18 protein-coding genes, 1 pseudogene and 1 riboswitch are annotated in these 23,197 nt (G+C 45.1%); of the genes and pseudogenes, 6 read left to right on the top strand and 13 right to left on the bottom strand.

Going from position 1 to position 23,197, the window contains the following annotated elements:
- Window positions 1-45 precede the first annotated feature (45 nt).
- Window positions 46-148, top strand: a riboswitch (purine riboswitch).
- Between the two features lie 125 nt (window positions 149-273).
- Complete coding sequence (locus OB236_RS25945) at window positions 274-1,326, top strand: aromatic ring-hydroxylating oxygenase subunit alpha (protein ID WP_262686548.1); 1,053 nt, start codon at window positions 274-276, stop codon at window positions 1,324-1,326.
- 135 nt (window positions 1,327-1,461) lie between these two features.
- On the opposite strand, the gene OB236_RS25940 is transcribed toward OB236_RS25945, so the two are convergent.
- The 9 genes from OB236_RS25940 to OB236_RS25900 all read right to left on the bottom strand — a co-directional run bounded on the left by OB236_RS25940 (window position 1,462) and on the right by OB236_RS25900 (window position 14,305).
- Window positions 1,462-2,514: a glycoside hydrolase family 88 protein gene (locus OB236_RS25940; RefSeq protein ID WP_262686547.1), complete on the bottom strand. Its 1,053-nt coding sequence runs from the start codon at window positions 2,512-2,514 to the stop codon at window positions 1,462-1,464.
- 698 nt (window positions 2,515-3,212) lie between these two features.
- Entirely contained in the window at window positions 3,213-3,920 is a 708-nt protein-coding gene (locus OB236_RS25935) for an AAA family ATPase (protein ID WP_332843782.1), read from the bottom strand.
- Window positions 3,921-4,569: 649 nt separating this feature from the next.
- Window positions 4,570-6,900 (bottom strand): glycoside hydrolase family 95 protein, encoded by a 2,331-nt coding sequence (locus OB236_RS25930; RefSeq protein ID WP_456299785.1) that lies wholly within the window; start codon window positions 6,898-6,900, stop codon window positions 4,570-4,572.
- Entirely contained in the window at window positions 6,894-7,628 is a 735-nt protein-coding gene (locus tag OB236_RS25925) for a response regulator transcription factor (RefSeq protein WP_262686544.1), read from the bottom strand. The genes OB236_RS25930 and OB236_RS25925 overlap by 7 nt, the downstream gene beginning before the upstream one ends.
- A gap of 3 nt (window positions 7,629-7,631) precedes the next feature.
- Window positions 7,632-9,368 (bottom strand): sensor histidine kinase, encoded by a 1,737-nt coding sequence (locus OB236_RS25920; protein WP_262686543.1) that lies wholly within the window; start codon window positions 9,366-9,368, stop codon window positions 7,632-7,634.
- Between the two features lie 98 nt (window positions 9,369-9,466).
- Window positions 9,467-11,041 carry an extracellular solute-binding protein gene (locus OB236_RS25915; RefSeq protein ID WP_262686542.1) on the bottom strand — a complete coding sequence of 525 codons (1,575 nt, stop codon included), beginning with the start codon at window positions 11,039-11,041 and terminating at the stop codon, window positions 9,467-9,469.
- 65 nt (window positions 11,042-11,106) lie between these two features.
- The gene (locus tag OB236_RS25910; RefSeq protein ID WP_408638516.1) at window positions 11,107-11,946 is read right to left on the bottom strand and encodes a carbohydrate ABC transporter permease; all 840 of its coding nucleotides are present in this window, start codon (window positions 11,944-11,946) and stop codon (window positions 11,107-11,109) included.
- A 59-nt stretch (window positions 11,947-12,005) separates the two neighbouring features.
- Window positions 12,006-12,989: an ABC transporter permease gene (locus tag OB236_RS25905; RefSeq protein WP_076234275.1), complete on the bottom strand. Its 984-nt coding sequence runs from the start codon at window positions 12,987-12,989 to the stop codon at window positions 12,006-12,008.
- Window positions 12,990-13,477: 488 nt separating this feature from the next.
- Window positions 13,478-14,305: a MerR family transcriptional regulator gene (locus OB236_RS25900; RefSeq protein WP_262686540.1), complete on the bottom strand. Its 828-nt coding sequence runs from the start codon at window positions 14,303-14,305 to the stop codon at window positions 13,478-13,480.
- Between the two features lie 130 nt (window positions 14,306-14,435).
- Between OB236_RS25900 and OB236_RS25895 the strand changes: the two genes are divergently transcribed.
- The 5 genes and pseudogenes from OB236_RS25895 to pssA all read left to right on the top strand — a co-directional run bounded on the left by OB236_RS25895 (window position 14,436) and on the right by pssA (window position 19,974).
- Window positions 14,436-16,187 carry an ABC transporter ATP-binding protein gene (locus tag OB236_RS25895; RefSeq protein WP_262686539.1) on the top strand — a complete coding sequence of 584 codons (1,752 nt, stop codon included), beginning with the start codon at window positions 14,436-14,438 and terminating at the stop codon, window positions 16,185-16,187.
- A complete protein-coding gene (locus tag OB236_RS25890; protein ID WP_262686538.1) occupies window positions 16,162-17,982 on the top strand; it encodes an ABC transporter ATP-binding protein in 1,821 nt (606 codons plus the stop codon). The genes OB236_RS25895 and OB236_RS25890 overlap by 26 nt, the downstream gene beginning before the upstream one ends.
- 61 nt (window positions 17,983-18,043) lie before the next feature.
- Window positions 18,044-18,745 (top strand): TVP38/TMEM64 family protein, encoded by a 702-nt coding sequence (locus OB236_RS25885; protein ID WP_262686537.1) that lies wholly within the window; start codon window positions 18,044-18,046, stop codon window positions 18,743-18,745.
- Between the two features lie 69 nt (window positions 18,746-18,814).
- A pseudogene (locus OB236_RS25880) lies at window positions 18,815-19,374 on the top strand (GNAT family N-acetyltransferase).
- Window positions 19,375-19,440: 66 nt separating this feature from the next.
- A complete protein-coding gene (pssA, locus tag OB236_RS25875) occupies window positions 19,441-19,974 on the top strand; it encodes a CDP-diacylglycerol--serine O-phosphatidyltransferase (protein ID WP_262686536.1) in 534 nt (177 codons plus the stop codon).
- A gap of 360 nt (window positions 19,975-20,334) precedes the next feature.
- Here the strand turns inward: pssA and OB236_RS25870 are convergent, their stop codons facing one another.
- From OB236_RS25870 to OB236_RS25855, 4 genes are all read right to left on the bottom strand, one after another.
- Window positions 20,335-20,664 (bottom strand): hypothetical protein, encoded by a 330-nt coding sequence (locus tag OB236_RS25870; protein ID WP_262686535.1) that lies wholly within the window; start codon window positions 20,662-20,664, stop codon window positions 20,335-20,337.
- A gap of 149 nt (window positions 20,665-20,813) precedes the next feature.
- Complete coding sequence (locus tag OB236_RS25865) at window positions 20,814-21,305, bottom strand: protein kinase family protein (RefSeq protein WP_262686534.1); 492 nt, start codon at window positions 21,303-21,305, stop codon at window positions 20,814-20,816.
- Between the two features lie 240 nt (window positions 21,306-21,545).
- A complete protein-coding gene (locus OB236_RS25860) occupies window positions 21,546-22,382 on the bottom strand; it encodes a sulfurtransferase (protein ID WP_262686533.1) in 837 nt (278 codons plus the stop codon).
- 22 nt (window positions 22,383-22,404) lie between these two features.
- Window positions 22,405-23,178, bottom strand: coding sequence for an ABC transporter ATP-binding protein (locus OB236_RS25855; RefSeq protein WP_262686532.1), 774 nt, complete (start codon window positions 23,176-23,178; stop codon window positions 22,405-22,407).
- Between the last annotated feature and the right edge of the window lie 19 nt (window positions 23,179-23,197).

Genomic DNA, 23,197 nt, shown 5'->3' with positions numbered 1-23,197 from the left:
TTAATTGAGCGTTTATGATAATTACATGTTATAAAACATGACTTAAAATCTTAACTGTTATTCTCTTGTATAAGCTCATTAATAGGTATGAGCGTCTCGACCAGGCAACCGTAAATTGCCCCAGGCTACAAGAGGCTGCATAAATTGGAGGTCCCTTTATTTCGAACGCCCATCCAGGCACCGAAGTATAAGGTCAGCTTCGTTATGCACCTCTTGCGTCTGGGGTTTTCCGCGTTAAGTTGCAAGACCCAATAATCCATGAGGTGATAAAAGATGAGTATGAATCCACAATTATCTGCTGAACCTGCCCAAATCCAACTCCCACGAGACTGTACATTCACACCTAATGACTGGCAGGTGCTTTCCCAATACTGGTTCCCGGTCGCTATTGCAAGCGATATTGCGGATAAACCTGTGGGTGTCACACTGTTGGATGTGAAGCTCGTCTGCTACCGGAGCCACGGCAAGGTCATTGTTGCTCGTGATCTTTGCTTCCATCGTGGAGCTCCCCTCAGCAAGGGCTGGGTGGAAAACGAAGAAATCGTATGCCCTTATCATGGCTTCCGCTACAATTGTGAAGGAACCTGCACCTCTGTTCCGGCACACCCGAATACCAAAATTTCACCAAAGCTGAAATTAATCGTGTACCCGACCGTCGAACGGTACGGTCTGATCTGGACTTCTCTGTCTTCTACCAGCGAGCAGATTCCGGATTTACCTGGATGGGACGATCCGGATTTCATCAATATTACACTGCCGAGCTTTGATATTGCAGGTTCTGCTGGACGCCAGATGGAAGGTTTTCTGGATGTATCACACTTCGCTTACGTACACATCGAGACCTTCGGAGACCGCAACAATACCGAGGTTCCGCAATATAAGGTCAAACGGGAGGGTGACCAGCTAATTGCCGACTATTGGAGCACCGTTAGCAATTATGGTAAAGGACAGGAAAATATCGCTGAAGAGGGATTCATGTGGCTGCGCGCATTCCGTGTTTTCCCGCCGTTTGCAGCTTCCCTTACCGTACATTTTCCAAACGACGGAAAGCTGATGATTCTGAACTGTGCTTCTCCGGTTTCGGCCCGCTATACTCGGCTTTTTTGTCCGATTTCTCGTAATTTCGACAAAAATGCTCCTGTAGAGGACACAATCAAGTTTAATTTACAGGTGTTTCAAGAGGACCGGGATATGGTCGAAGCACAGACTCCCGAAGATTTGCCGCTTGACCTCCAAGCCGAAGCCCATATACCAGCAGACCGTACATCCATCGCTTATCGGCAGCTGCTTAGTGAGATCGGGCTGGGAAGATCGTACACGTCTTAGGATGACTGATTCACACAATAGGTACAAAAAACCTCAAACCACTATTAACGTGGGTGAGGTTTTTTTGTAATTCCACAAAACCGAAAAGCCGACTTTTCACTTGGCATTTTCTTTAGAAAACAGTTAATGACAGCATTAAAATATTCGACTGTTCCAGCCTACCAGCTTGGCTATTGCTTCTACATGATAATAATCCCCGTAAATTAAAGAAACCTGGATATCACGCCCGGCTGGCTTATGTCCAGTAGCTTCCAGTAGAATACCTTCGTATTCCGGTTGGTCCAGTGTGCTATAATTGTGCGTCAAAGACAGCAGTATGGATTCAGCCGCAGTCCGGTATATCCAGCTCTCTTCAGCCGGAACCTGAGCCGCGATTTCGAGTAAACCGGATGCAGCAATGCTTGATGCAGAAGTATCTCTCGGCTCATTGGTGAAATCAGGAAGCCGAAAATCCCAATAGGCAACAAAATCATCAGGAAGGCAGCTCATAAAGTAGTGAGCCGTCCGTTTGGCGGCGCTCAAATACTTAACGTCTCCTGTATATTTATAAGTGTTGGCCATTCCATATATCGCCCAGGCCTGTCCACGGCTCCAGGATGATGTCGGCGAATACCCTTGGCCTGCCACGTATTCCTCGACATTTCCCGTATCCGCATCGAATACGGTGATGTGATGAGATGATCCATCCTCTCTGATCGTATGCTGCAAAACCGTATCCGCATGTGCACGTGCAATTTGTGCAAACCGGGGATCACCGAGCTCCTTTGAAGCCCAAAATAAGATCGACAGGTTCATCATCGTATCGATAATTGAAGCTCCCGGACGTGACGCCTGATTCTGAGCCCTTATAATGCCTCCGGCTAAATTAAACCTGCCAGCCAATATGTTCGCAGCCTGCAACCCTCTGCGCTTTGCGTCCGTGTCACCCGTCAGCTTGTATTTAATTACAGCCGTAGCCAGGAATTGAAACCCGACGTCATGATGAAAGCGGTTGTCCCGCATAAAGCATTGTTCTATTCGTTCATCCCAGGACCACGCTGCATCACGATATATCGCTTTGCCTGTCATATCGTTCAATATCCAAAGCATACCCGGCCAAAAACCGGAGGTCCACCAGTCCAAGGCAGCATCGTCGTAAATGCCTGAAACAGATACGTGAGGACTACGCTCCCCCAGCTGCTTTATCATACAGTCCACCTTGATTTGAATCCGACTCCAACAGTCTGACCAGGATTTCTCCTTAAGTTGGATCAAGTTATGATTCAATGTCAGTCCTCCTTTTTAATTTGCAGTTGTGCAGTCGAGCATCACATGAATCGTATCTCTCCTAAGTAAAGTCGCTGACAGATGATTTTAATTATAAAGCAACTCTTACATGGGGAATATCTACAATCCTCAGATGTTTTTGTCTGTTCTCACCTTCTTCAAGCCAAACACAACAACTATACGCAGCTCAAATGTGCCTCAACTTAGGAAAAGGAAAAGCGACGCTCCCTATGATTTAGGACCGTCGCTCACATTTGCCAAACTCTTATAACCATTCACACAACCCCTATCAGGCTGAGTGAATGGTTATTTGTATGTATCCTTGCGGGTTAGCGAGACTAACCAAAAGGATACTTATTACTTCGATGTAGAGATGTGCACGAGGTGTCCGTTTAATGCGGGATGCTATACCGAAGGAGCTAAGAGCAAAACGTATTCGGTGAGTTTTGACCCCCTCATAATTATCGTATTGATAATATCGATACGATATATTAACAAAAGGCGTATTTTGTCCATATGTGCACAACAAAAAAATCCCCTCAAGCTTAATGTCATTAAAACGTGACACTAAACTACTCGCATAAAGCCCAAAACCCTTGATATAGAGGAATTCAATGATCCTATTTTAATATCGCTATACATGGAATTTCAAAAGCAGTCTTAATTTTCTCCTTTTGCCGAACACTTTTTAGCAATGCATAAACTGTTGAAGAGAAGTCGGCTAACCTGCTGCCGGTTGCATATGCTTCTGGAAAATAGTACCTCGTAAACGACCATCCATTACCGGCGGGATATTCGCTCTTGTCTGGATCATCATAACAGGTTAATAGTGTTTGAATATCTTCTTCCGATCTTATACCGAAAAACTTATGTTCCATGGTCATAAAACGTTCTACAATTTGATCAGCATTTGCAGATTTAAAAATAATCTTCTGTGCGCTTAATTGTTGTAGTCCTACAAGATAAGTCAGCAATAAAGTTTTTTCTTTCTGCAGCTTGTTGTAGTAATCCATCAACCATTCGTAACGCTGTTCCGTTAGGCACTGGGCTTCATCAATTAGGGACACGACTACTTTATACCGATTTGATGTTCCTCTCTCCAGCATAAAGTTCATAAGTCTTTCACGCTTAGGAACCAATTTTCCATTAAAAGCGAATTTATATTTCATGTCATAAAGTATTGTTTCGATAAATTCTTCTTCCTTTACGATTTTAGGATGAAGACTTATTATATGGAAAATTGGTATTTCCTCACCAATTACTTTTGAGATATTCTCTATCAAATACTCGATCATATAGGTTTTTCCTAATCGAGGGCGACCGAAAATAATCGCACCTGTAACTCACTCTTCAATCCATTCACAGACAGATTGAAGAACAGTAATGATTTCATTCCCATTAGCGACAGGATTATCCTAACAATGCACATTCATTTTATATATTGGACATGAAAATACCGCTATTACATACAATGGGAAATGAAAATACCCCTAATATAAGCAGCTAGTAATATGACCATGTGTCGCTCGCAGCGCGGCTACCGTAGCTTAGCTATTTTTTCGAATAAATGAAAAAAGCAGTAGCCGCTGCCACTGCTCCCTAATTCTTGTTCTAACGTTTTCCCTTTAAGTCAATAACCGGCTAAGGAATTTATAACGACATTGATTTTGCTATGGGAAAAATCAAGAATTAAATCATGATGATTTAGTAGTTAAATATATTTTGGACAAATAACAAGGCAGTACCAAACTCTTCATGTCAAATGGAGTCGTATGTTACTTGGGAAAAAATATGGAAAGGTTGTACGAAATCATAGAGCGGAAAAAATCAGTAATATCTGGATAAGAAACCTCACCTCCTGCGCCTCTTTCATAATATAGGAGCGTTGCTTCACTTCTTCTAGCATCAACTGCTACTCGGATATTCGTTCGATAAATCATCCCGATTCTTAAAAGGAAATTAGGTTGTACCGAAATTTCACCGCCCAGATGGCCCAAAAATGTTCGGTATGGACGCCTCGAGTTTATAAACTCCTCCAACAACGGTCTCGAAGATGACGACTCCATTCTCCTGCCAGACATCGACCGGTGCTCCGTTAGCCGTTACCGCGACTTGGATGCTGCTACGCACCTTGCATAGGGCAGCGGCTTTACCAGAAACAACTCGAGCGGCTTGCAGCGCTCCTTCCGCCCACTCAATGTCGACCGAGAAGTCGCCTCTGGCGCGAAGACCTGTCACCTTCCCCGAATGCCACATCTGTGGTAGCGCAGGCAAAAGATGAATCTCGCCGGCATGGCTCTGAAGAAGCATTTCAGCGATCGCAGCCGCACCGCCAAAATTTCCATCGATCTGGAATGGCGGATGATTGTCAAAAAAATTTGGTAGCGTCGAATGCGTGAGAAGCGCGATAAGATTGTTTATCGCTTCCTCGCCATTCCTAAGCCTAGCCCAGAAATTGATGATCCACGCTCGACTCCATCCGGTATGGCCTCCGCCATTCACCAACCGCAGCTCCAGCGTGCGCAGTGCCGCTGCCGCCAGTTCGGGTGTACCGTCGGGCGTGATCTGGCTCCCGGGATGCAAGGCAAATAAATGGGAGATGTGGCGATGACCCGGCTCCGCCTCTTCATAATCTTCATACCACTCCTGAAGTTGGCCGTACCGTCCAATTTTCGACTGGGGAAGCTTCATCAGTACTCGTTGTAATTCCGGTCCTAGTGCCTCACTTTTCTGGATGCCGAGTGTCAGTTCGGTCTCTTGTACTGCTGTGAACAGTTCACGAATGATCTGCGTGTCCATCGATGGTCCGGCACATAGTACGCCAGATTCTCCGTTTGGAAGGATATATGTATTCTCCGGCGATACAGATGGGCAGGTAACCAGCTCGCCGCCCGGAGTTTCCACGACGTAATCGATCAAGAACAACGCAGCTTCCCGCAAGGTGTGGTACGCTCTGCCGAGAAATTCCACATCCATTGTAAATTGGTAATGCTCCCATAGATGCAGCGAGAGCCATGCGGCACCCATCGGCCAATACGTGGAGGGCAGCCATGTATCCTGTGGAGCAGTATCCGCCCAGATATCGGTATTATGGTGAGCAGTGAACCCCCTGCAGCCGTACATGACGGACGCCGTATGCCGGCCAGGTTCGCGCATCCGTTCCAGCAACTCAAAGAGAGGCTCGTGGCATTCGGAAAGCGCACACGATTCCGCCGGCCAGTAATTCATCTGCGCGTTGATGTTGATCGTATATTTGCTGTCCCACGGCGGAAGGAAGTGCTCGTTCCAGATGCCCTGCAAATTGGCGGGCAGTGAGCCAGGACGGCTGGAGGAGATGAGCAAGTAACGGCCGAACTGAAAATAAAGCGCAAAAAGGTCTGGATCGGACTCTCCACCGCTGAGCCTGTCCATGCGATGTGATAGGCTCACCCGTCCGATTTCCACGTCTTCCGTAACCATCGACAACGATACTCGTCCGAATAGTTCGCAATAGTCGTCTATGTGTCGCCGATATAGCGCTTGATAACCCAGACGGACGGCACTCTCCGCTTTCTCCCTTGCTTCTGCCAACGGATCAAGGAAACGGAATGTCGTTGCTGCGGACAGAACAAGTGTCACGCTATTTGCGTTCTCCACGACCAGGTGCTCGCCGACTGCTTTCACCGTGCCACCTTCAGCTGTTGCTCTCAGCACTACACCATACTGGCTGCCTCCCTCACCGCCGCAATTACCGCTCATCCAGATCGCGTTGTTTCCCTCTCGCCCGGCATGGTCAGCGTATCGCCAACGGCCACGCTCCAGGCGTGAGGTGAAACCGATTGCACCAGATCGATTTGCTGTAAGCCTCATGATAATTGCCTGATCAACGTAACTAGCAAAAAACTCGCGCCTAAATAAAACGCCGCCCTGACTGAAGGTAACCGAAACGGTACCTTTCTCCATATCTAGTGTACGCTCGTAATTATCCGGTTCGCCATCTGGAAGAGAGAAGTCAAGAAAAAGATGACCAAGAGGCAAATAATGCCGCTGTGATTCCGGCAAACCGGACAACGCCAAGACAGCGAGCCTCTCAGCTTCCTTCAACTTTCCTTCAAATATCAAACGTCGGATTTCCGGAAGATTTGCCTTTGCATCCGGATTATTACGGTCCCGTGATCCGCCGTACCAGACGGAGTCCTCGTTTAATTGCAATCGCTCCTGATGAGTCTGTCCATACACCATCGCTCCCAGCCTGCCGTTACCGATCGGCAGTGCCTCATCCCATTTCGTTGCCGGACTCTTAAATAACAGCTTAAGATCTGTCAACAGCTATCCCCTCCATCCGTAGATTCAGTCACTCCATCCTCACGATATGCTCCTGGAGTGATGCCCGTGTATTTTTTGAAAACCTTCGTGAAGTAATGCTTGTTCTCGAACCCTACCCTCTGTCCAATCACGTTTACAGGAAGATGCCAGCGAGCTTTCAGCAATTTCTGCGCTTCACGGATTCGCAGAGTGTTTAGATGATTTACAAAGTTATCACCAGTTTCCTTCTTGAACAATCTGCTGATATAGTGCGGATGAAGATTCATTAAATCTGCAAGATGCTCCAACGAAAGGTCCTGCATATAATGTCCCTCCATGTAAAGAAGGATCCGCTTGGCGTGAATTGTGTAATCCGAATCGGGAGGAAGATCCTCTGCAATTCTCGCCAGTAGATTCGCAATTTCATTCTTGTCAATCGGTTTCAATAAATAGTCCAAGACGCCCACGCGAAGTGCTCTACGAACATAATCAAAATCTTCATATCCAGTCAAAATAATAAATCGATCACACAATCCGCCTTCTCGAGCTTCCTCGATCAACTCAAATCCGTTTCTCTCCGGCATATTGAGATCCGTAACCGTGACATCCGGCAAATATGCCTGCATGACCACAAGTGCCTCAGAGACGTTATTTGCCACACGAACTTTCGTACCAGGAGGCGCCGCTTCATTAACAACCTTCATAAGACCCTTCAGAATCAGTGGCTCGTCATCGACAATCAGTATTTTCATCGTTTACTCGCCATCCCTTTTATCAATAATGATGGTCAGGCATGTGCCCTTTCCCTGTTCGCTTGTAAGTTCCAGCCGCGACGCGCCGCGATAGAAAGATTTGATACGCTCGCTAACATTGTAGAGCCCTAGCCCTCCCCCCTCTCCCTCACTCATTGGTTTCATCTCAATGTCCCGATACAATTTACTCTGAATGGTGTGCAATCTCTCTTGTGGGATGCCTGCCCCGTTGTCAATAATGTAGATACGAGTTTCATCCGCGGTTTCTTCTGCTTGAACCTGAATATGAACGGGCCGAATCACAGTTGACGCTCCGTGAACAATACTATTCTCAATAAGAGGCTGAAGCATGAATCTCGGACATGCAATTTTATCTGCATTCACATTAACATTAATTTCGTAGGTCAGCCTGTCAAGAAGCCGCATTTTATGAATGTTGAGATAAAAGGTTACCGTCTCAATTTCCCTCGCGAGCGCCGTTTCTTCCTTTTGAGAAGACAAGCTGTAGCGCATCAGTTTCCCGAACCAGAACGAGATGTTCGCTACCTCTTTGTTATTGGCGATTTCGGCGAGCATCCGGATCGTTTCCAGGGTATTATACAAGAAATGCGGCTTGATCTGCGCCTGAAGTACTTGATAGGCGGCTTCTTTATTTCGTAATTCAGCTCGATGGACGTTGTTGATAAGCTCATCCATTCGGTTGATCATGTTATTGTATGTGTTGATGAGAAATCCTATTTCATCTTGATTGTCATGGCGGTTGACAATCAACTTCATATTATCGTCACCAAGATTGCGCATATGTCTTGCAAGCCGAAGGATGCGCTTTGTGATGGTTGATGCAAGCAGATAGTAAGCAAAGGACAAGGCTGCCAGAAAAGCGAATATTGTTAAGATCAGTACAGCTTCCTTTTCTTTTACAGCGCGAAATACATCTTCTACCTTCCCCATAATGACGATTCGAACCCCAAGTTCCTTGATATCCAGTTGATTCACGATCGTTTGCCTAGTGATAACGTAAGCATTGCTTTCATTCGCTTCTAGCAGTTTCAGTGTTTTATCATCAAGTCTCGAAGTAGCTTCTCCATTGAAAAACGGCTTGCCGATCTCAGACAGTAAAGAGGACTTCCAGTTCCCTTCAACCCCTGCTGCTTTATAGAACCTATGAATCAAATCGCTGTTGATACGTATCTCTAGAAGTCCAAGTTTCTCGGTTATATTGTTATTATAAATATTCTGATAATAGATTAGCTGTGGTTCCGAAGCTTGTGGCTCGAGCAGTATCCACTTTCCATAACCCGGCTTCAACGAAAGGGAAATCTCATCAGCTTCTCCCCCCTGCAAGGATGTGTCGATAAACCGATCGGTGATTGTGAGTACCTGTTGCTTTATCTTATAAATTCTCAGCGATTCTATCTCCGGGTTGGAAAAAAAAGATTGTGTGAATATCGGATTGATATAACGTGTATAAGCAAAGATACTCTCGGCGTCCGATTCATAAAGGCCATCCAGATAATCAGTCACATATGGATTGTACTGTAGGAGACGATGGATGGATTGTATTCGTGTTAGATCTGCTTTCATATTTGAGTATGCTTGTTCCAGTATCTTTTGCCGGCTTTCAACGAATTGCTTTGTCAGATTTCCATAGATTTGATTGTAGTAGTAGTATCCAAAAACGATGACTGGAATAAAAATCAGTACGATGTAACCAACAATAATTTTACGGACTATGCTCATGATCACAGATACCTCTGCCTTCGGAATTTCCTTATAACCATATCATGAGCAACCAAAATCCGGTAGAGGCATAATTTCCTCTACCGGTTACCGTTTGCTTACTTGAATAAATCTTTCCTTTTCTGGTAGGTCTCATTAGCCCATTCAACGAGTTTTTGCAGTCCGAGCTGCTCTGCATTCTTGACCATGTTCTCGTAGTTGGCCATCGCTTCCTCCTCGGATTTGGCTAGATATACCTTGACCTTCTCGTTTTTGATCATTTCATCAATCTTGGTCCTCATTGTTCTCTCTTTTGAGTCCGGCCCTGCCTGAATCAGGCCAAGCTCAGGCTTATACTTGGTAATTTTCTTGATTTCCATGAGCGATTGGGTCGTCATCGTACCCGGTACGTAGCTCCACAGCCCTTCCGTTATGCCATCGTTATACAGATACCACCATTTAATCCCGTTGCTTTCGACAAATTGTCCGTTATTCGGATCATACTTCAGATTCGGATAACCTTCTTCGTTCCAGGTCCAATGCTCTCCCTCTATTCCGAACATCGTGAGCTTCTTACCTTCGTCGGTTGCCAAGTACTGCAGCAATTTGATCGACTTCTCAGGATTTTTATTTTTCTTCGTAATGAACGTACCTGCGAAGCCAACCCCTCCGCTGATAATTTTCGCATCACTCGACAGAGAGGTCGGCAGCATCTTGAATGTGAAGGCGCCCCCTTCTCGCTTGACCACGGCATTATCGCTGTCGGCGACACTCACCGTATACATGTGGGCAAACGCTCTACCGCTTGTCGCGTACTGATCGTCGATCTTATCGTTGGCATGTGCGAAGTTTTCCGCCATGATGTAGCCGCTTCGGTATAGCTTGTTCATAAACTTGAAATAATCCTTCATCTTCTGATGGCGAATGAAAAAGTCTACTTTGCCTCCTTGTTCGAACCAGGGGCTGCCAAAGGTCGCATCCACGCCAAACTGCATCAAAAAGTATTGCTCGATCCATTCCTTGTCCATAATCAGCGGTACCATGTCTGGATACTTATCCTTAACCATGCCCAGCACGTTGACAAAATCGTCCAACGTCTTAATCGGTGGGTTCCCGAGCTGCTTCAAGATATCCTCACGTACGGCAATGCCCGGATTGCCGTTGTTGCCAAGTGCGTATTTATTTGCCGCCCATTCTTCCTGAGTCGCGAAAGCATTGCGGATCGTATAGAAGTTGCCGTCATCCATCGTATGGATTGCAATCCGCGTCTTATCAATCTTAAAGTCAGGCGCATACTTTTCGATCAGCTCATTCCAGGGATAAGACAGTTTCGAGTCGGACAGCCGGCTAACGTTGCCATACGTAAACACTAAGTCCGGTAGATCTCCCGATGCGATCATCAGCGGCAATTGCTTGTCGTCCGTCGCTACTGTCACCTTCAGCTTAATTCCCGTCTTCTCGGTAATTTTCTCAGCGATTGGACCTTTCCACTCCTTGACAGGGTACCATGGTGCATCGATAAACAGTGTTAACTCCTCCGCCGTACTCCCCACGGAAGACGCATTGTTCTTTTCGGCTCCCTGGTTTGTATTCGAGCCACTGTTATTGTCCTTACTGCAGGCGGACAACAGCATCAGAACGAGTACAAATGCCAGTGCCGCGACAAGTACTTTGTAACCTTTTGTTTTTTTCAAGACGACCCCTCCAATGTTGTTGATTTGTATATTTAAAGCAAATGCTTTAATATCGATGCAAGCTTTCATCCTTTGACAGAGCCAAGCATGATTCCTTGGACGAAGTACTTCTGCAGGAACGGGTATATGCACACGATAGGCGCTATCGAGACGACCATCGCCGTCACCTGAAGCGAGAAGCTCGTTACTCCCGACGAGGAGCCGTTCGCGACTGCAAGCGCATCCATCGGCGAATTGAACTTGTTGATGATTTCCATCATGCGGTATGTGAGCGTACGCAGGCTCTCCGATTGTACAAAGTAAGCCGAATCCAGCCATGAGTTCCATTGACCTACGCCCATGAACAAGGACATCGTCGCGATGAGCGGCATCGAAACCGGCAGGACGATCCGGAAAAAAACGACAAATTCGCTCGCGCCGTCCATGTGAGCAGATTCCTTCAGTTCGCCGGGTATCTCACGGAAGAACGAGATAGCAATAAGCAGGAAGAAAGTACTGAGCATGGACGGGATGATATATACACCGAACGTATTCAGTAAACCGATCGAGCGTAGCACTACGTAGTACGGAATGAGGCCGCCGGAGAAATACATCGCAAAAATAATAACCGTGAAGTAAAATTTGCTGAATAACAGATTGCGATGTGAAAGACCATAAGCAACCAGACATGTAAATAGAACACCCAGCGTGGTGCCCAGCACCGTTCGGGAAACCGTAACCAGAAAAGCGCGAAACCATTTTGGATCTGCCAAGAATGTTTTGTAATTTTCTAAAGTAACACTTCGGGGCCACAAGTATACGCCTCCGAGAAGCGAATCGGCTCCCCTGTTGAACGATACGATCAGAACGTAGTAGAACGGATACAACATGGCGAGCATGATGATGAGTAGAACCACGTAGATCATGCTGTCTAGAAGAATGTCCTTCTGTTTTTGGTTATGTAGCACGAACGTTCCTCCTTTCACTAGAATAGGCTTGAATCCGACTTTCGCTTGGCGATGTAATTGCTGGAGAAGATCAACAAAACCGAGATGACGGATTGGATCAGGTCGATGGCTGCTGCGTATGAGAAACGACCATCCCGCAGGCCGACTTTAAATGCATAGGTCTGAACAATCTCCGAGGTTGGATTGTTGATGGTGTTGCCAAGAAGATACGCCTGCTCGAAGTTCGAGCCGACCAGACCACCGCCGAGAATACTTCCGATTGTGAGAATAAGTACGACAATGATCGTACCCTTCATGCCTGGAATCGTGATGTGGCGGATACGTGCCAGCCTTCCGGCACCGTCGATTTGCGCCGCTTCGTAAAGAGCCGGACTGATGCCAGTGATGGCCGCCAGAAAGATGATTGTCCACCAGCCCATCTCCTTCCACACGGCACTTCCGACCGCGAGTCCCCAAAAGTAGTTCGCATTGGTCAGAATGTCGAGCTGCTTGTCGATGAGACCAAGTCCCAAAAGCGCCTTGTTCACAAGTCCGACGTCTGCTGATAGAAAGAAAAAGGCGAGGCTGACGACGACAATCCAAGAGATGAAGTGAGGTAGGTAGCTGACCGTTTGCACTAATCGTTTGAAGGCCATGTGTTTCACTTCGTTAAGCATGATCGCAAAAATGATCGGCGCGGGGAAGGTGAAGATTACCTTCAGCAAGCTTAACACGAGTGTATTACGAACAATTGTTCCAAATTGATAATCATTTACGAATTCGTCGAAATATTTTAAACCGACCCATTCGCTGGTGAAAATGCCCTTAATGCCGGATGAAATGCTGTAATCCTTAAACGCCATGATGATGCCGAACATAGGCGTGTAGGAAAAAATCAGAAAGAAAATCATCCCTAGGCCAACGAATAAATGAAGCATCTTTTGCTGTTTAAACCGCTTCCATAAAAACGCTTTCCGATCGGCTTTGGCTGCGGGTCTTGCTAGCTGCGAATCCAATTCCATGTTCGTTCCTCCCTTAATCCCATATTACATCCCAGCAGTACTCACCGGTAAGCCAAAATTTTTGAGAAAGCGTTGTCAATTTTTGATCTAATCTCATCCGCACTAAAATGCGACTCCCCTCCATCGACACTATACCCGCCTGTGGCTCTAAGATCACTCACTTCACCCTACAGTTGTCTATATGCTTCCAGAAGACATTAACATTCAGTAATAGTAATATCATTAAATACTGCATCATAATTCGAATTTTCCCCTTTATATTGAAGACGTGCTTTTTTTTCAATTAAGGTTATTTTCCATTTATAACTACAATTCAACACTTATTGCACACTTTTCAGGGAGTTTCTTGTCGTTGGCACGCTTTGTAGGGATATTCATTTCATAAGAAAAATGTTAAGAATATCCCTACAAACACAAAGAACATTGATTTAACAAGGCTTCGTTAATGGTAAGCATTTTTTATTTGAGACGTTCTGAGTAGAACCTTTTCACTTATCGTTCGACGGTTCCTTAATATGCACCATAATTCTGACCAGATACTCCTCCGGATTTTGTAGCGACACCTCATCCTGCAAGTACTCCTCGTAAGCATCACCAAGCACAACATATTGTTTCTTCTCAATGTAATCAAAAATTTGCGGATAGATTTTATCTGTATCTCCATAATCCGCCCTAGTGTACGAAACCAAGTAGAACCCCTCCGGCATATATACTTTTTCTTGAAAATGAGTTGCCATGCGACTAAACATATGGGACACCATATCTCCGTCTCTCTTCAGTAAATCCTCCTTTTTAACAATTATGCCATTCGGATATCCGATTGGCGCATTCTCCCTCTGCAGACGCAGTTGAAAATCATCCCAGAGATATTCGGGAAATTGCTTCTTGGATGCGTGAACGCGGCAACTCAACAGCAAAGGAATCCTGGATTGCCAGATCACCTGGATATGGCTTGTGTTTACATTGATCGAAAGTTCAATATTCTCAGCTTGCATGATGATCATTTGTCGGGTTTGTTCAAGCTTGGCGATCTGCAATTGGATAATCTCTTCCTGTTTTCGCAGAAGTTCAAGTGTGCTAGCAGGAGTACGCTTGCCCAGATGCCCTCGAATTTCCTCAAGAGACATGCCAAGCTCCTTGAAGATATGAATCACACCGATCGTATCCAACTGGCTACGATGGTAATAACGATATCCGTTGTCGGCAACAAATGCCGGCTTGAACAGCCCAATACGATCATAGTAAATAAGTGTTTTGCGTGTAACATCTGACATTTTGGAAAAAGCACTAATGGATAGCATATCGGTTTGATACATGGCAACCTCCCAAAAAGAAAAACCTGATTGACTGTATAGTTACTATACAGTTTATAATAGCATCTATTGCTACACTTCATCTACAATGGATTGGGGAAAAAAGTTTTAACTACAAAAGAGGAGAATGTTTATGTTGGGAAAATTGCTCCGAAGCGTGAGAGATTACAAGAAGGATACATGGCTGACTCCCTTGTTTTTGCTTGGCGAGGTTGCAATGGAAGTCACTATTCCATTGTTTATGGCGGAATTAATTGATGGGGGAATTAGCGGTGGGAATATGAGTCTGATTGTGAAATATGGCTTGATCCTGGTGTTGTTTGCGCTGGTATCGCTTGTGTTTGGGGCACTCGCTGGCAAACACTCCGCAATCGCCATGGCAGGGTTTGGGAAAAACCTGCGCTACGACCTGTTTCGCCATGTCCAGCGGCTATCCTATTCCAATATGGACAAATTTTCAACCTCCGGCATCGTCACGAGGCTGACGACCGATATTACGCATGTGCAAAACGCCTTTTCAATGATCATAAGGATTGCGTTTCGCAGCCCTGTTATGATGATTTTTGCGACCGTAATGACCTTTGAAATCAGCCCAACCATTGCCGTATGGTTTTTAGTAGTCATTCCCGTTCTTGCGGTGGGGATGTTACTCATTATGAAGTATTCTTTCCCCATCTTCGAACGAGCCTTTGGCAGCTATGATGAACTAAATAAAGTCGTCCAGGAAAATGTCCGGGGTATTCGTGTAGTCAAATCCTATGTTCGGGAAAATTACGAGGTTTCAAAGTTCCAGGCCGTATCACAAAAGATATTCACGCAAATGGTCAAAGCGGAACGCATGCTATCTTATGAACTGCCACTTATGCAAGTCGTTCTTTATGCCGTGATGCTCCTCCTTTCATGGATTGGAGCCAAGCTGGTTGTCAGTGGCACAATGACGACCGGAGAGCTGACGAGCGTATTTGCCTACTCCATGCAGATTCTGATGAGCCTGATGACGCTCGGTATCGTAGTCATTGTGATCGCCATTGCCCGCGCTTCCACCAGGCGAATCAATGATTTATTAAACGAACAGCCTGACATTACGAGTCCGAATTCGCCAGTAACGGAATTGCATACGGGAGATGTGGAATTTCGCAACGTTTCGTTTCGTTACTCAACCAAAGTAGAGAAATACGCTTTATCCGGCATTAATCTTCGAATCCACTCGGGACAAACCATCGGTATCATTGGAGGAGCCGGCAGTGCAAAATCGACACTTGTGCAATTGATTCCACGCCTCTATGACGCAAGTGATGGCGAGGTGCTCGTTAGTGGAACGAATGTGAAACAGTACGATCTACACGTGCTCAGAAACCAAGTTGTGATGGTGCTGCAAAAAAATGTTTTGTTTGAGGGCACCATTAAGGAAAACCTTCTTTGGGGTAATGAATCGGCTACCGATGATGAGCTGATTGAAGCATGCAAAGCAGCCCAGGCCCATGACTTTATCTTGGCCTTCCCTAACGGATATGATACTCACCTGACTCAAGGAGGAAGCAACGTTTCCGGAGGTCAAAAGCAGCGGCTTTGTATTGCAAGAGCCTTGCTTAAAAAGCCCAAAATTCTTATCCTGGATGATTCGACCAGCGCTGTCGATACACGAACAGATGCAATGATCAGGAAAGTCTTCAAGGAAAGCATCCCCGACACAACCAAAATCATCATTGCACAACGCATCGCTTCCGTAGAGGAAGCAGATCAGATTATCCTGCTGCACGAAGGCAAAATGGTGGATATAGGCTCTCACCAGGAACTCCTGAGCAGAAGTGCTATTTATCAGGAGACTTATTATACGCAAACGAAAGGTGGTGGAGAATATGTCGGACAGCACGAATTACGGTAAAACCATTATGCGGCTATTGGCCTACTTCAGGTATTTTAAATTCAGATCTTGCCTGGTGTTGCTGTTCGTGCTGATTAGCGCCGCCGTATCGGTAGTATCTGCTACATTTTTAAAGCTGCTTATTGACGACTTTATCGTGCCTTTGCTGGGCGATCAAAATCCGGTGTTTGATGCCTTGCTGCAGGCATTAACGATTCTTGCTGTGGTCTACGCTGCTGGGGTCATCAGTACGTTTGCCTCCAAGAGATTGATGATTACGATCTCGCAACAAATCTTAAAAAAAATTCGCGACCATTTGTTCAGCCAAATGCAAAAGCTTCCCATTAAGTATTTTGACCGAAAAGCACATGGCGATATTATGAGCCACTATACGAATGATGTGGATACGCTTAACCTGATGCTGACCGACGGATTGCCACAATTGCTATCAACCGTTGTGACCATTTTAGCGGTGCTTGGGACTATGCTTTATCTCGATGTACCGTTAACGATTGTAGTGGTAATTGGCGCAATTGTGATGTTATGGGTGACCAAGACAGTGGGCACAAAAGCAACTAAGCACTTTTTCCAGCAGCAGGAATCGATTGGCGTTGTAGACGGTTATATGGAGGAAATGATACATGGTCAAAAAGTTGTGCAAGTGTTCAGCCGCGAGGATAAAGCAATTGAACAGTTTTCTCGATTAAACGAGGAATTGTTTAAAAACTCAACTACAGCAAATAAATATTCAAACATCCTGATGCCTATTAATGAAAATCTTGCAACCGTAATTTATGTGCTCGTTGCCATTGTCGGCGGAGCTACGGCGATATCTAGCTGGAATACAGGTTTGACACTGGGGAGCATCGCAGCCTTTCTGAGCTTGTCCAGAAATTTCACCATGCCGATCGCCGAAATCTCCTCGCAGATGCATATGTTTGTGGTGGCCCTTGCGGGAGCGCAACGGATTTTCAATTTGATGGATGAAAGTCCCGAAGAGGATGATGGGCGCGTGACGCTAGAAAAAAATCAGCATCATGCCGGATGGTCGTGGAGGCTGGGAGACGGTTCCGTTGTGGCTTTGAAGGGAAAAGTTGAGTTCAGGCAAGTATCCTTTTCGTATGGCGATAAAAAGCAGGTGCTTCAGGATCTAACGCTTTATGCTAAGCCTGGACAAAAACTTGCTTTTGTAGGTGCTACTGGTGCGGGGAAAACCACTGTTTCCAACCTGCTTAACCGCTTCTACGATATTACAGGAGGTGAAATCCTTTATGATGGCATCAATATTCAACGCATCCGAAAGGCTGATTTACGCCGTTCACTAGGAATCGTTCTGCAAGATACTCATCTTTTTTCCGGGACTGTGGCCGATAACATTGCTTACGGGCGCCTGGATGCGAGTGACGAGGAAGTAAAGAAAGCTGCCAAGCTGTCCCACGCTGCCAGCTTCATTGAACGCTTACCGGAAGGATATGATACCCGGCTGGATGGTAGCGGTAACGGGCTTTCCCAGGGTCAGAGCCAATTGCTGGCCATCGCCCGAGCGGCTATTGCTAATCCGCCTGTTATGATTTTGGATGAAGCAACATCATCAATCGATTCACGAACGGAAGCGTTAGTACAATTGGGAATGGACAACCTGATGGATGGCAGAACTGTATTTGTCATCGCTCACCGTTTGTCTACCGTACGGAATTCTGATGTGATTATGGTGATGGAAAAAGGCCAGATTAAGGAACGCGGTAACCACGATCAATTGATAGAGCAAAGTGGAATTTATCATCAATTGTATACGGGAGCTTTTGAATTGGAGTAACGGGAGTCCATGCAATTATCTCGCTTAAGTACCCGTTATCAAAATTAAGGAGTAGTTATAAATGACACAACAAAAAAAGAACAAACTACTAAAAATAATTTTACTCTTATTAGCCATTGTGTTGATTTTTCTATTTATTCGGTATGCCCCTGCTATTTTCGAAATATTATCATCCATGGATAATTTCAGAGATTTTATTCGATCTTCAGGAAACTGGGGGCCAGTATTGTTTATATTTTTCCAAATACTTCAAGTTGTGGTTGCTCCTATTCCAGGGGAAGTTGTGCAAATTGCAGGGGGATACATTTATGGTGTAAGTCTTGGAACACTTTATGCGACAATTGGCATGTTGTTAGGCGCAGCAATAGCTTTTTACTTCACTCGTTTTATCGGCCGTTCTTGGATTGAACGCTTACTAGAAAATAAGAAATACAAGTGGATGTCCGTTTTGAAAAATGAGAAAAAGCTGTCAGTATTTTTATTTATCTTTTTCCTTATTCCCGGCTTACCAAAAGATCTACTAGTATTTGTAGCAGCCCTTACACCGATCGGGTCTTTACGTTTCTTCACTTTGCTTCTTGTTGGACGTCTTCCATGGATCGTAGCCTCCGTTGTTGTTGGAACCACAATTCATCAGGAACAATATGGAGTCGCTGTCATTATTACACTCATCTCTATTGTTGCTTTCATGATCGGGTACTTTTACAAGAATAAATGGATTGAACTTTTTTCAAAATCTGAAAAGAAAGAAGAAAAATCGTAGTACGCATATGTGACGAAAAATTCATCACATAAAATATTTTTACCATGAGTCGAAGGAGATGAACTACACATGAAAATAATGGAAACCAATCGATTGAGGTTAAGAAATTTTTCCGTGACAGATGCTCATAAATTTTTGGAATATTCGGCTAATCCCAGAGTGAACTGCTTCCTTAGTGATAAAGTTTCGACATTGGAAGAAGCAGCTTTAGAGCTTCAAAAAAGAAGCTGTGAAGACTCTCATATTGCAGTCTGCCTGAAAGAGAGCAATGATCTAATTGGAGAACTATTCTATCTGACAGAAGAACCTGATACTTTTAGTATTGGGTGGAATTTCAATGCTAGATATGAAGGAGCGGGATATGTGCACGTGAAAGCGCGGAAGCTTTCTTCAATTATCTCTTTACGCAAAAAGAAGCAAGAAGGCTGTATGCGTATGTAGAGGATGATAACATGAGATCACAAAAATTATGTGAAAAATTATGTATGCGTAAAGAAGGTTGTTTTATAGAATTTGTTTCTTTTACTAATTACGAGGATGGGACACCAAAATATGAAAACACTTTTCAATATGCATTGTTAAAAAAAGAGTGGCTCAAAAATGTTTCAAACCGGAATGGTTTTGAATAGTTTGCGGGCACATGCATGAAACTCAACCATTCGGTCCCACGCGGTCAAAAGAGAAGATAATTAAAAATGACAGCGATTAAACATTTTGGAGTGACAAACATGAAGAAATTGATTCCGTCGATACTGACACTGAGTAATCTACTGCTAGGCTTCACTGCAATTTTGTTTACCTTTAAAGGCGAGATCTTAGCCGCTATATTGCTAGTGATGCTGGGATTATTCTGCGATTTTTTGGACGGTTACTGTGCAAGGAAGTTGAATGCCGTATCGTTGCTGGGTAAAGAGCTTGATTCACTGGCAGATCTTGTGACGTTCGCGGTTGCGCCTGCTATAATGGCTTATGTCGCTTCACTGCATGAGATCCGCATGTTTGGAGCTGCTTGCTGCCTGATTTACGTCTGCTGTGGCGCTCTGCGACTGGCGCGTTTCAATGCTACGCAAAGCCATATTTCTGGATTTGTCGGGATGCCGACACCACTGGCGGCCGTGTTCATGCTGCTGTTGACCGCGTCGCCGCGTCCGTCTGTTGTGGCGTTCGGCACCCTTCTGATTGGAGTATTGATGATCAGCAAGATTTCTTTTCCGAGTCTGAAAAAATGAACGCTGAAGTCGCGGAGGACCCAGTTTTGACGAAAGTTGTGTATTTCTTTTGTTCTTCCATTTTATTAAGTCCAATTATCCCATAAGGTTGGATTATCTATACTCTTTGTAGAGATAAACATATGAGATGGTAAGTCCCGTTACTAAAAAATATGCACTGAAGACCAAAACGCTTAACAAGAAAACCGGAACAGGCTCTCCCCTATAAAATCCGTCCAACCGAAGTTGTGGACTGTCGGTGATATAATAACCGCAATTGGTTCAGTTGGCTTAGTTATCCGGGCATATGAAGAACTCCCGAGTTCATCAAACCCCATGGTGCCAGAATTATATACCCATAATTTCCAATAAATAACACAGTTATTGATAATTGGATAGATTACTTAAATAGATACGCAACAATAAAGAAGAGCCGAAATTTTCCTTAGATTGAGGAACGTCGCTCACTTTTTCAACTGTGTTAAAGTAATGTGGAACTGACAACCACTTATCATAATCAAAAGAAGGACCCTTTATCTCCATTAAGCAGAACATGAACCGATACATATCACGGACAGGGGTTAAATCAGGGAAAGGCAGTACCGAACTGTATCCCCTCCTAAAACTATCTGCACCGAATTGATCAAGAGAACATTCCAAAAGAAAGAGTTCGTATTCACGCGGTCCTAGTACATAGGCTTCTGTATCCACTATTGCGCTTACTCTTCCCTAGTCCGAAAGGAATTGTCTTGGGTCCATATCTAACATGATGTATGATGAACTTTTCGGGATCGGTAATGCAGAGGCTAATGCGCAGTAATACTCTGTCTTTGGGTAACAGCATCATTAGAAAAGTAATATCAAGAGGAAAGAGTACGAATGGCTTGACTAAGTTTTTGAGGGAAATCCATTAAGGAATAACGATAGGTCTCGTTCAGGGCACCGCATTCATTGAATTCGCAGGCATGTATTTCAGCAATTGATCTTCCAAACTCTTCCATCATCTCGACTGGCTTATTTAAGAAATTTAAAGAAGAGCCCTGCGCTTTTTCTACGACTACAAATTGTCTTTCGCCAATTAATCCCTTTGAAAGAACTCGTGGCACAAAAAATTTGATTGTTGTTTGCTGTAAAAAAATATTAGTTTCTTCAATATCGTATGTATGACTTAATTCAATTCCGAATAAGTTCCTGCATACCCACAGAAACGGTGCTTCCACACTTTCATCCACTCCCGATGATCTTACAACATATTCACCAGAAATCGTATGGACAAGCCAGACATCGCTTGCATGGCCTCCTAAAGAAGACTGTGTAAGTATTTCTTCTTTGAAAAGTGATTGTAAATTCATATCGAGTACCTCCTGAGCAATACTATCCTTACTTTACATATCTGAATAATATTGTAATGAATTTTACCATTTAACCACGATTTTTACTAACATTTTTCTAATAATTTCACTATGATCATCTGGGACTACCATCTCACTCCATCTATATAACAGTCCAACACAAATAACCATTCACGTTACCTCCATCAGGCTGTGTGAATGGTTATTTGTTTATCGCCAAGCGGGTTAGAGAGACTGAGTCTACTTTTCCCCTACTGCTATCGGATTGTCCTTATAAGAAATCCAGTCACTCCAGCTGCCTGCATAGAGCTTCACATTCGTAAAGCCCGCTTCCTGCAGCGCAAGGACATTAGGCGTAGCGGAAATACCCGAGCCGCAATAAACAATGATCTCTTCTTCTCGCTCCAGCCCAGCGAAGTGCGCCTTCAGTTCTTCCGGCGATTTCCAATTTCCGTTCTGCTCCAGTCCGTCCTTCCAGAAGTAGTTAAGTGCACTCGGGATATGTCCGGCAATAGGGTCAAACGGCGCTTCCAGGCCCAGATACTGATTGGAATCACGGGAATCAACAAGCTTGATCCCATTGGTTTCGATAGCAGCCCGTACGGCATTCACATCTGCCAGGAGGTGTTCTTGGACAATAGGCTCCAGCGTACGTGATGTTAATGTGGGTTGTTCACTCGTCACGGATTGGCCCGCTTGGACCCATGCCTCATAACCGCCATCCAGTATGCGTACGTCTTCGACGCCTACATATTTCAATAGCCACCATAAGCGCGACGCTGCCGGTCCATTCACATCTTCATAAACAACTACCGTTGTTGATCGGTCGATCCCCAGATTTCCGAAAGTCTTCGCCAGATCTTCTGACGAGGGGATCGGGCTGCGCCCCCCATGCTCCTTAGGCGAATCGGTCAAATCACGTTTAAAATCAACGAACACTGCACCTGGCAAATGGCCTCTCTCATAAGCTTCCTTCCCATAAAGCGGTTCTTTCGGCGAAAAGCGAACATCTGCAACAACCGTATCTCCTGCTAAGATTCTTGAACGCACCCAATCAACATTTACAATGTTTGACATGTTCTTCTTAACTCCCTTCGGTTTATATCGTAAATTCAATGCTGTCTTCTGTCTTTACCTGATGAAGCGATGCATAGATGTCGTTTTGAATTTTCAGCAGCCCGGCATCGTCTCGTTTGCGCGGACGAGCCTGCGGTACCTGGAATATGGCATTAACTCGGCCTGGACGTGGCGATAAGATCACAACACGATCAGCCAGAAAGACGGCTTCTGCTACGTCATGGGTAATAAAAACTACAGTCTTTTTTTCCGATTCCCAGATTTGCAGCAGATCGTCCTGCAGCTGCAGCCTGGTGAGATGATCTACTGCACCAAACGGCTCGTCCATAAGCAGCACCTCAGGGCGATTAGCGAAGGCGCGTGCCAGACCCGCTCGCTGCTTCATACCGCCTGACAGCTGATGCGGATACTTTTGCTCGAATCCACTGAGCCCTACCATTTCCAGGTATCTCCGCGCGGCCGCACTTCGTTCGCGCTTATCCGTTCCTCTAATCTCCAGACCCAGTTCGACATTACGCTGCACCGTGCGCCACGGATAAAGCGAGGGATCCTGAAAAACGACTCCTCTCCGCTTATCCGTACCTTCCAGAGGACTGTCACCGAATCTCACATCTCCCTGGGTAGGCGCTTGCAGTCCTGCCAGAATCTCCAGCAATGTACTTTTTCCGCAGCCACTGGGTCCAAGAATGCAAAGAAATTCTCCGTCCTCAATAGCCAGGTTGATATCAGATAGTATTACCGCCGGCGCAGTCTCGCCGTATACCATCGACATATGGTTGATGGAGAACCCCGCCATACGCCCACCTCCTCTTCCT

This window comes from Paenibacillus baimaensis, assembly GCF_025567575.1.
Note: the sequence above shows the minus strand (reverse complement) of the source record. Positions and strands in the feature narration are given on the sequence as shown.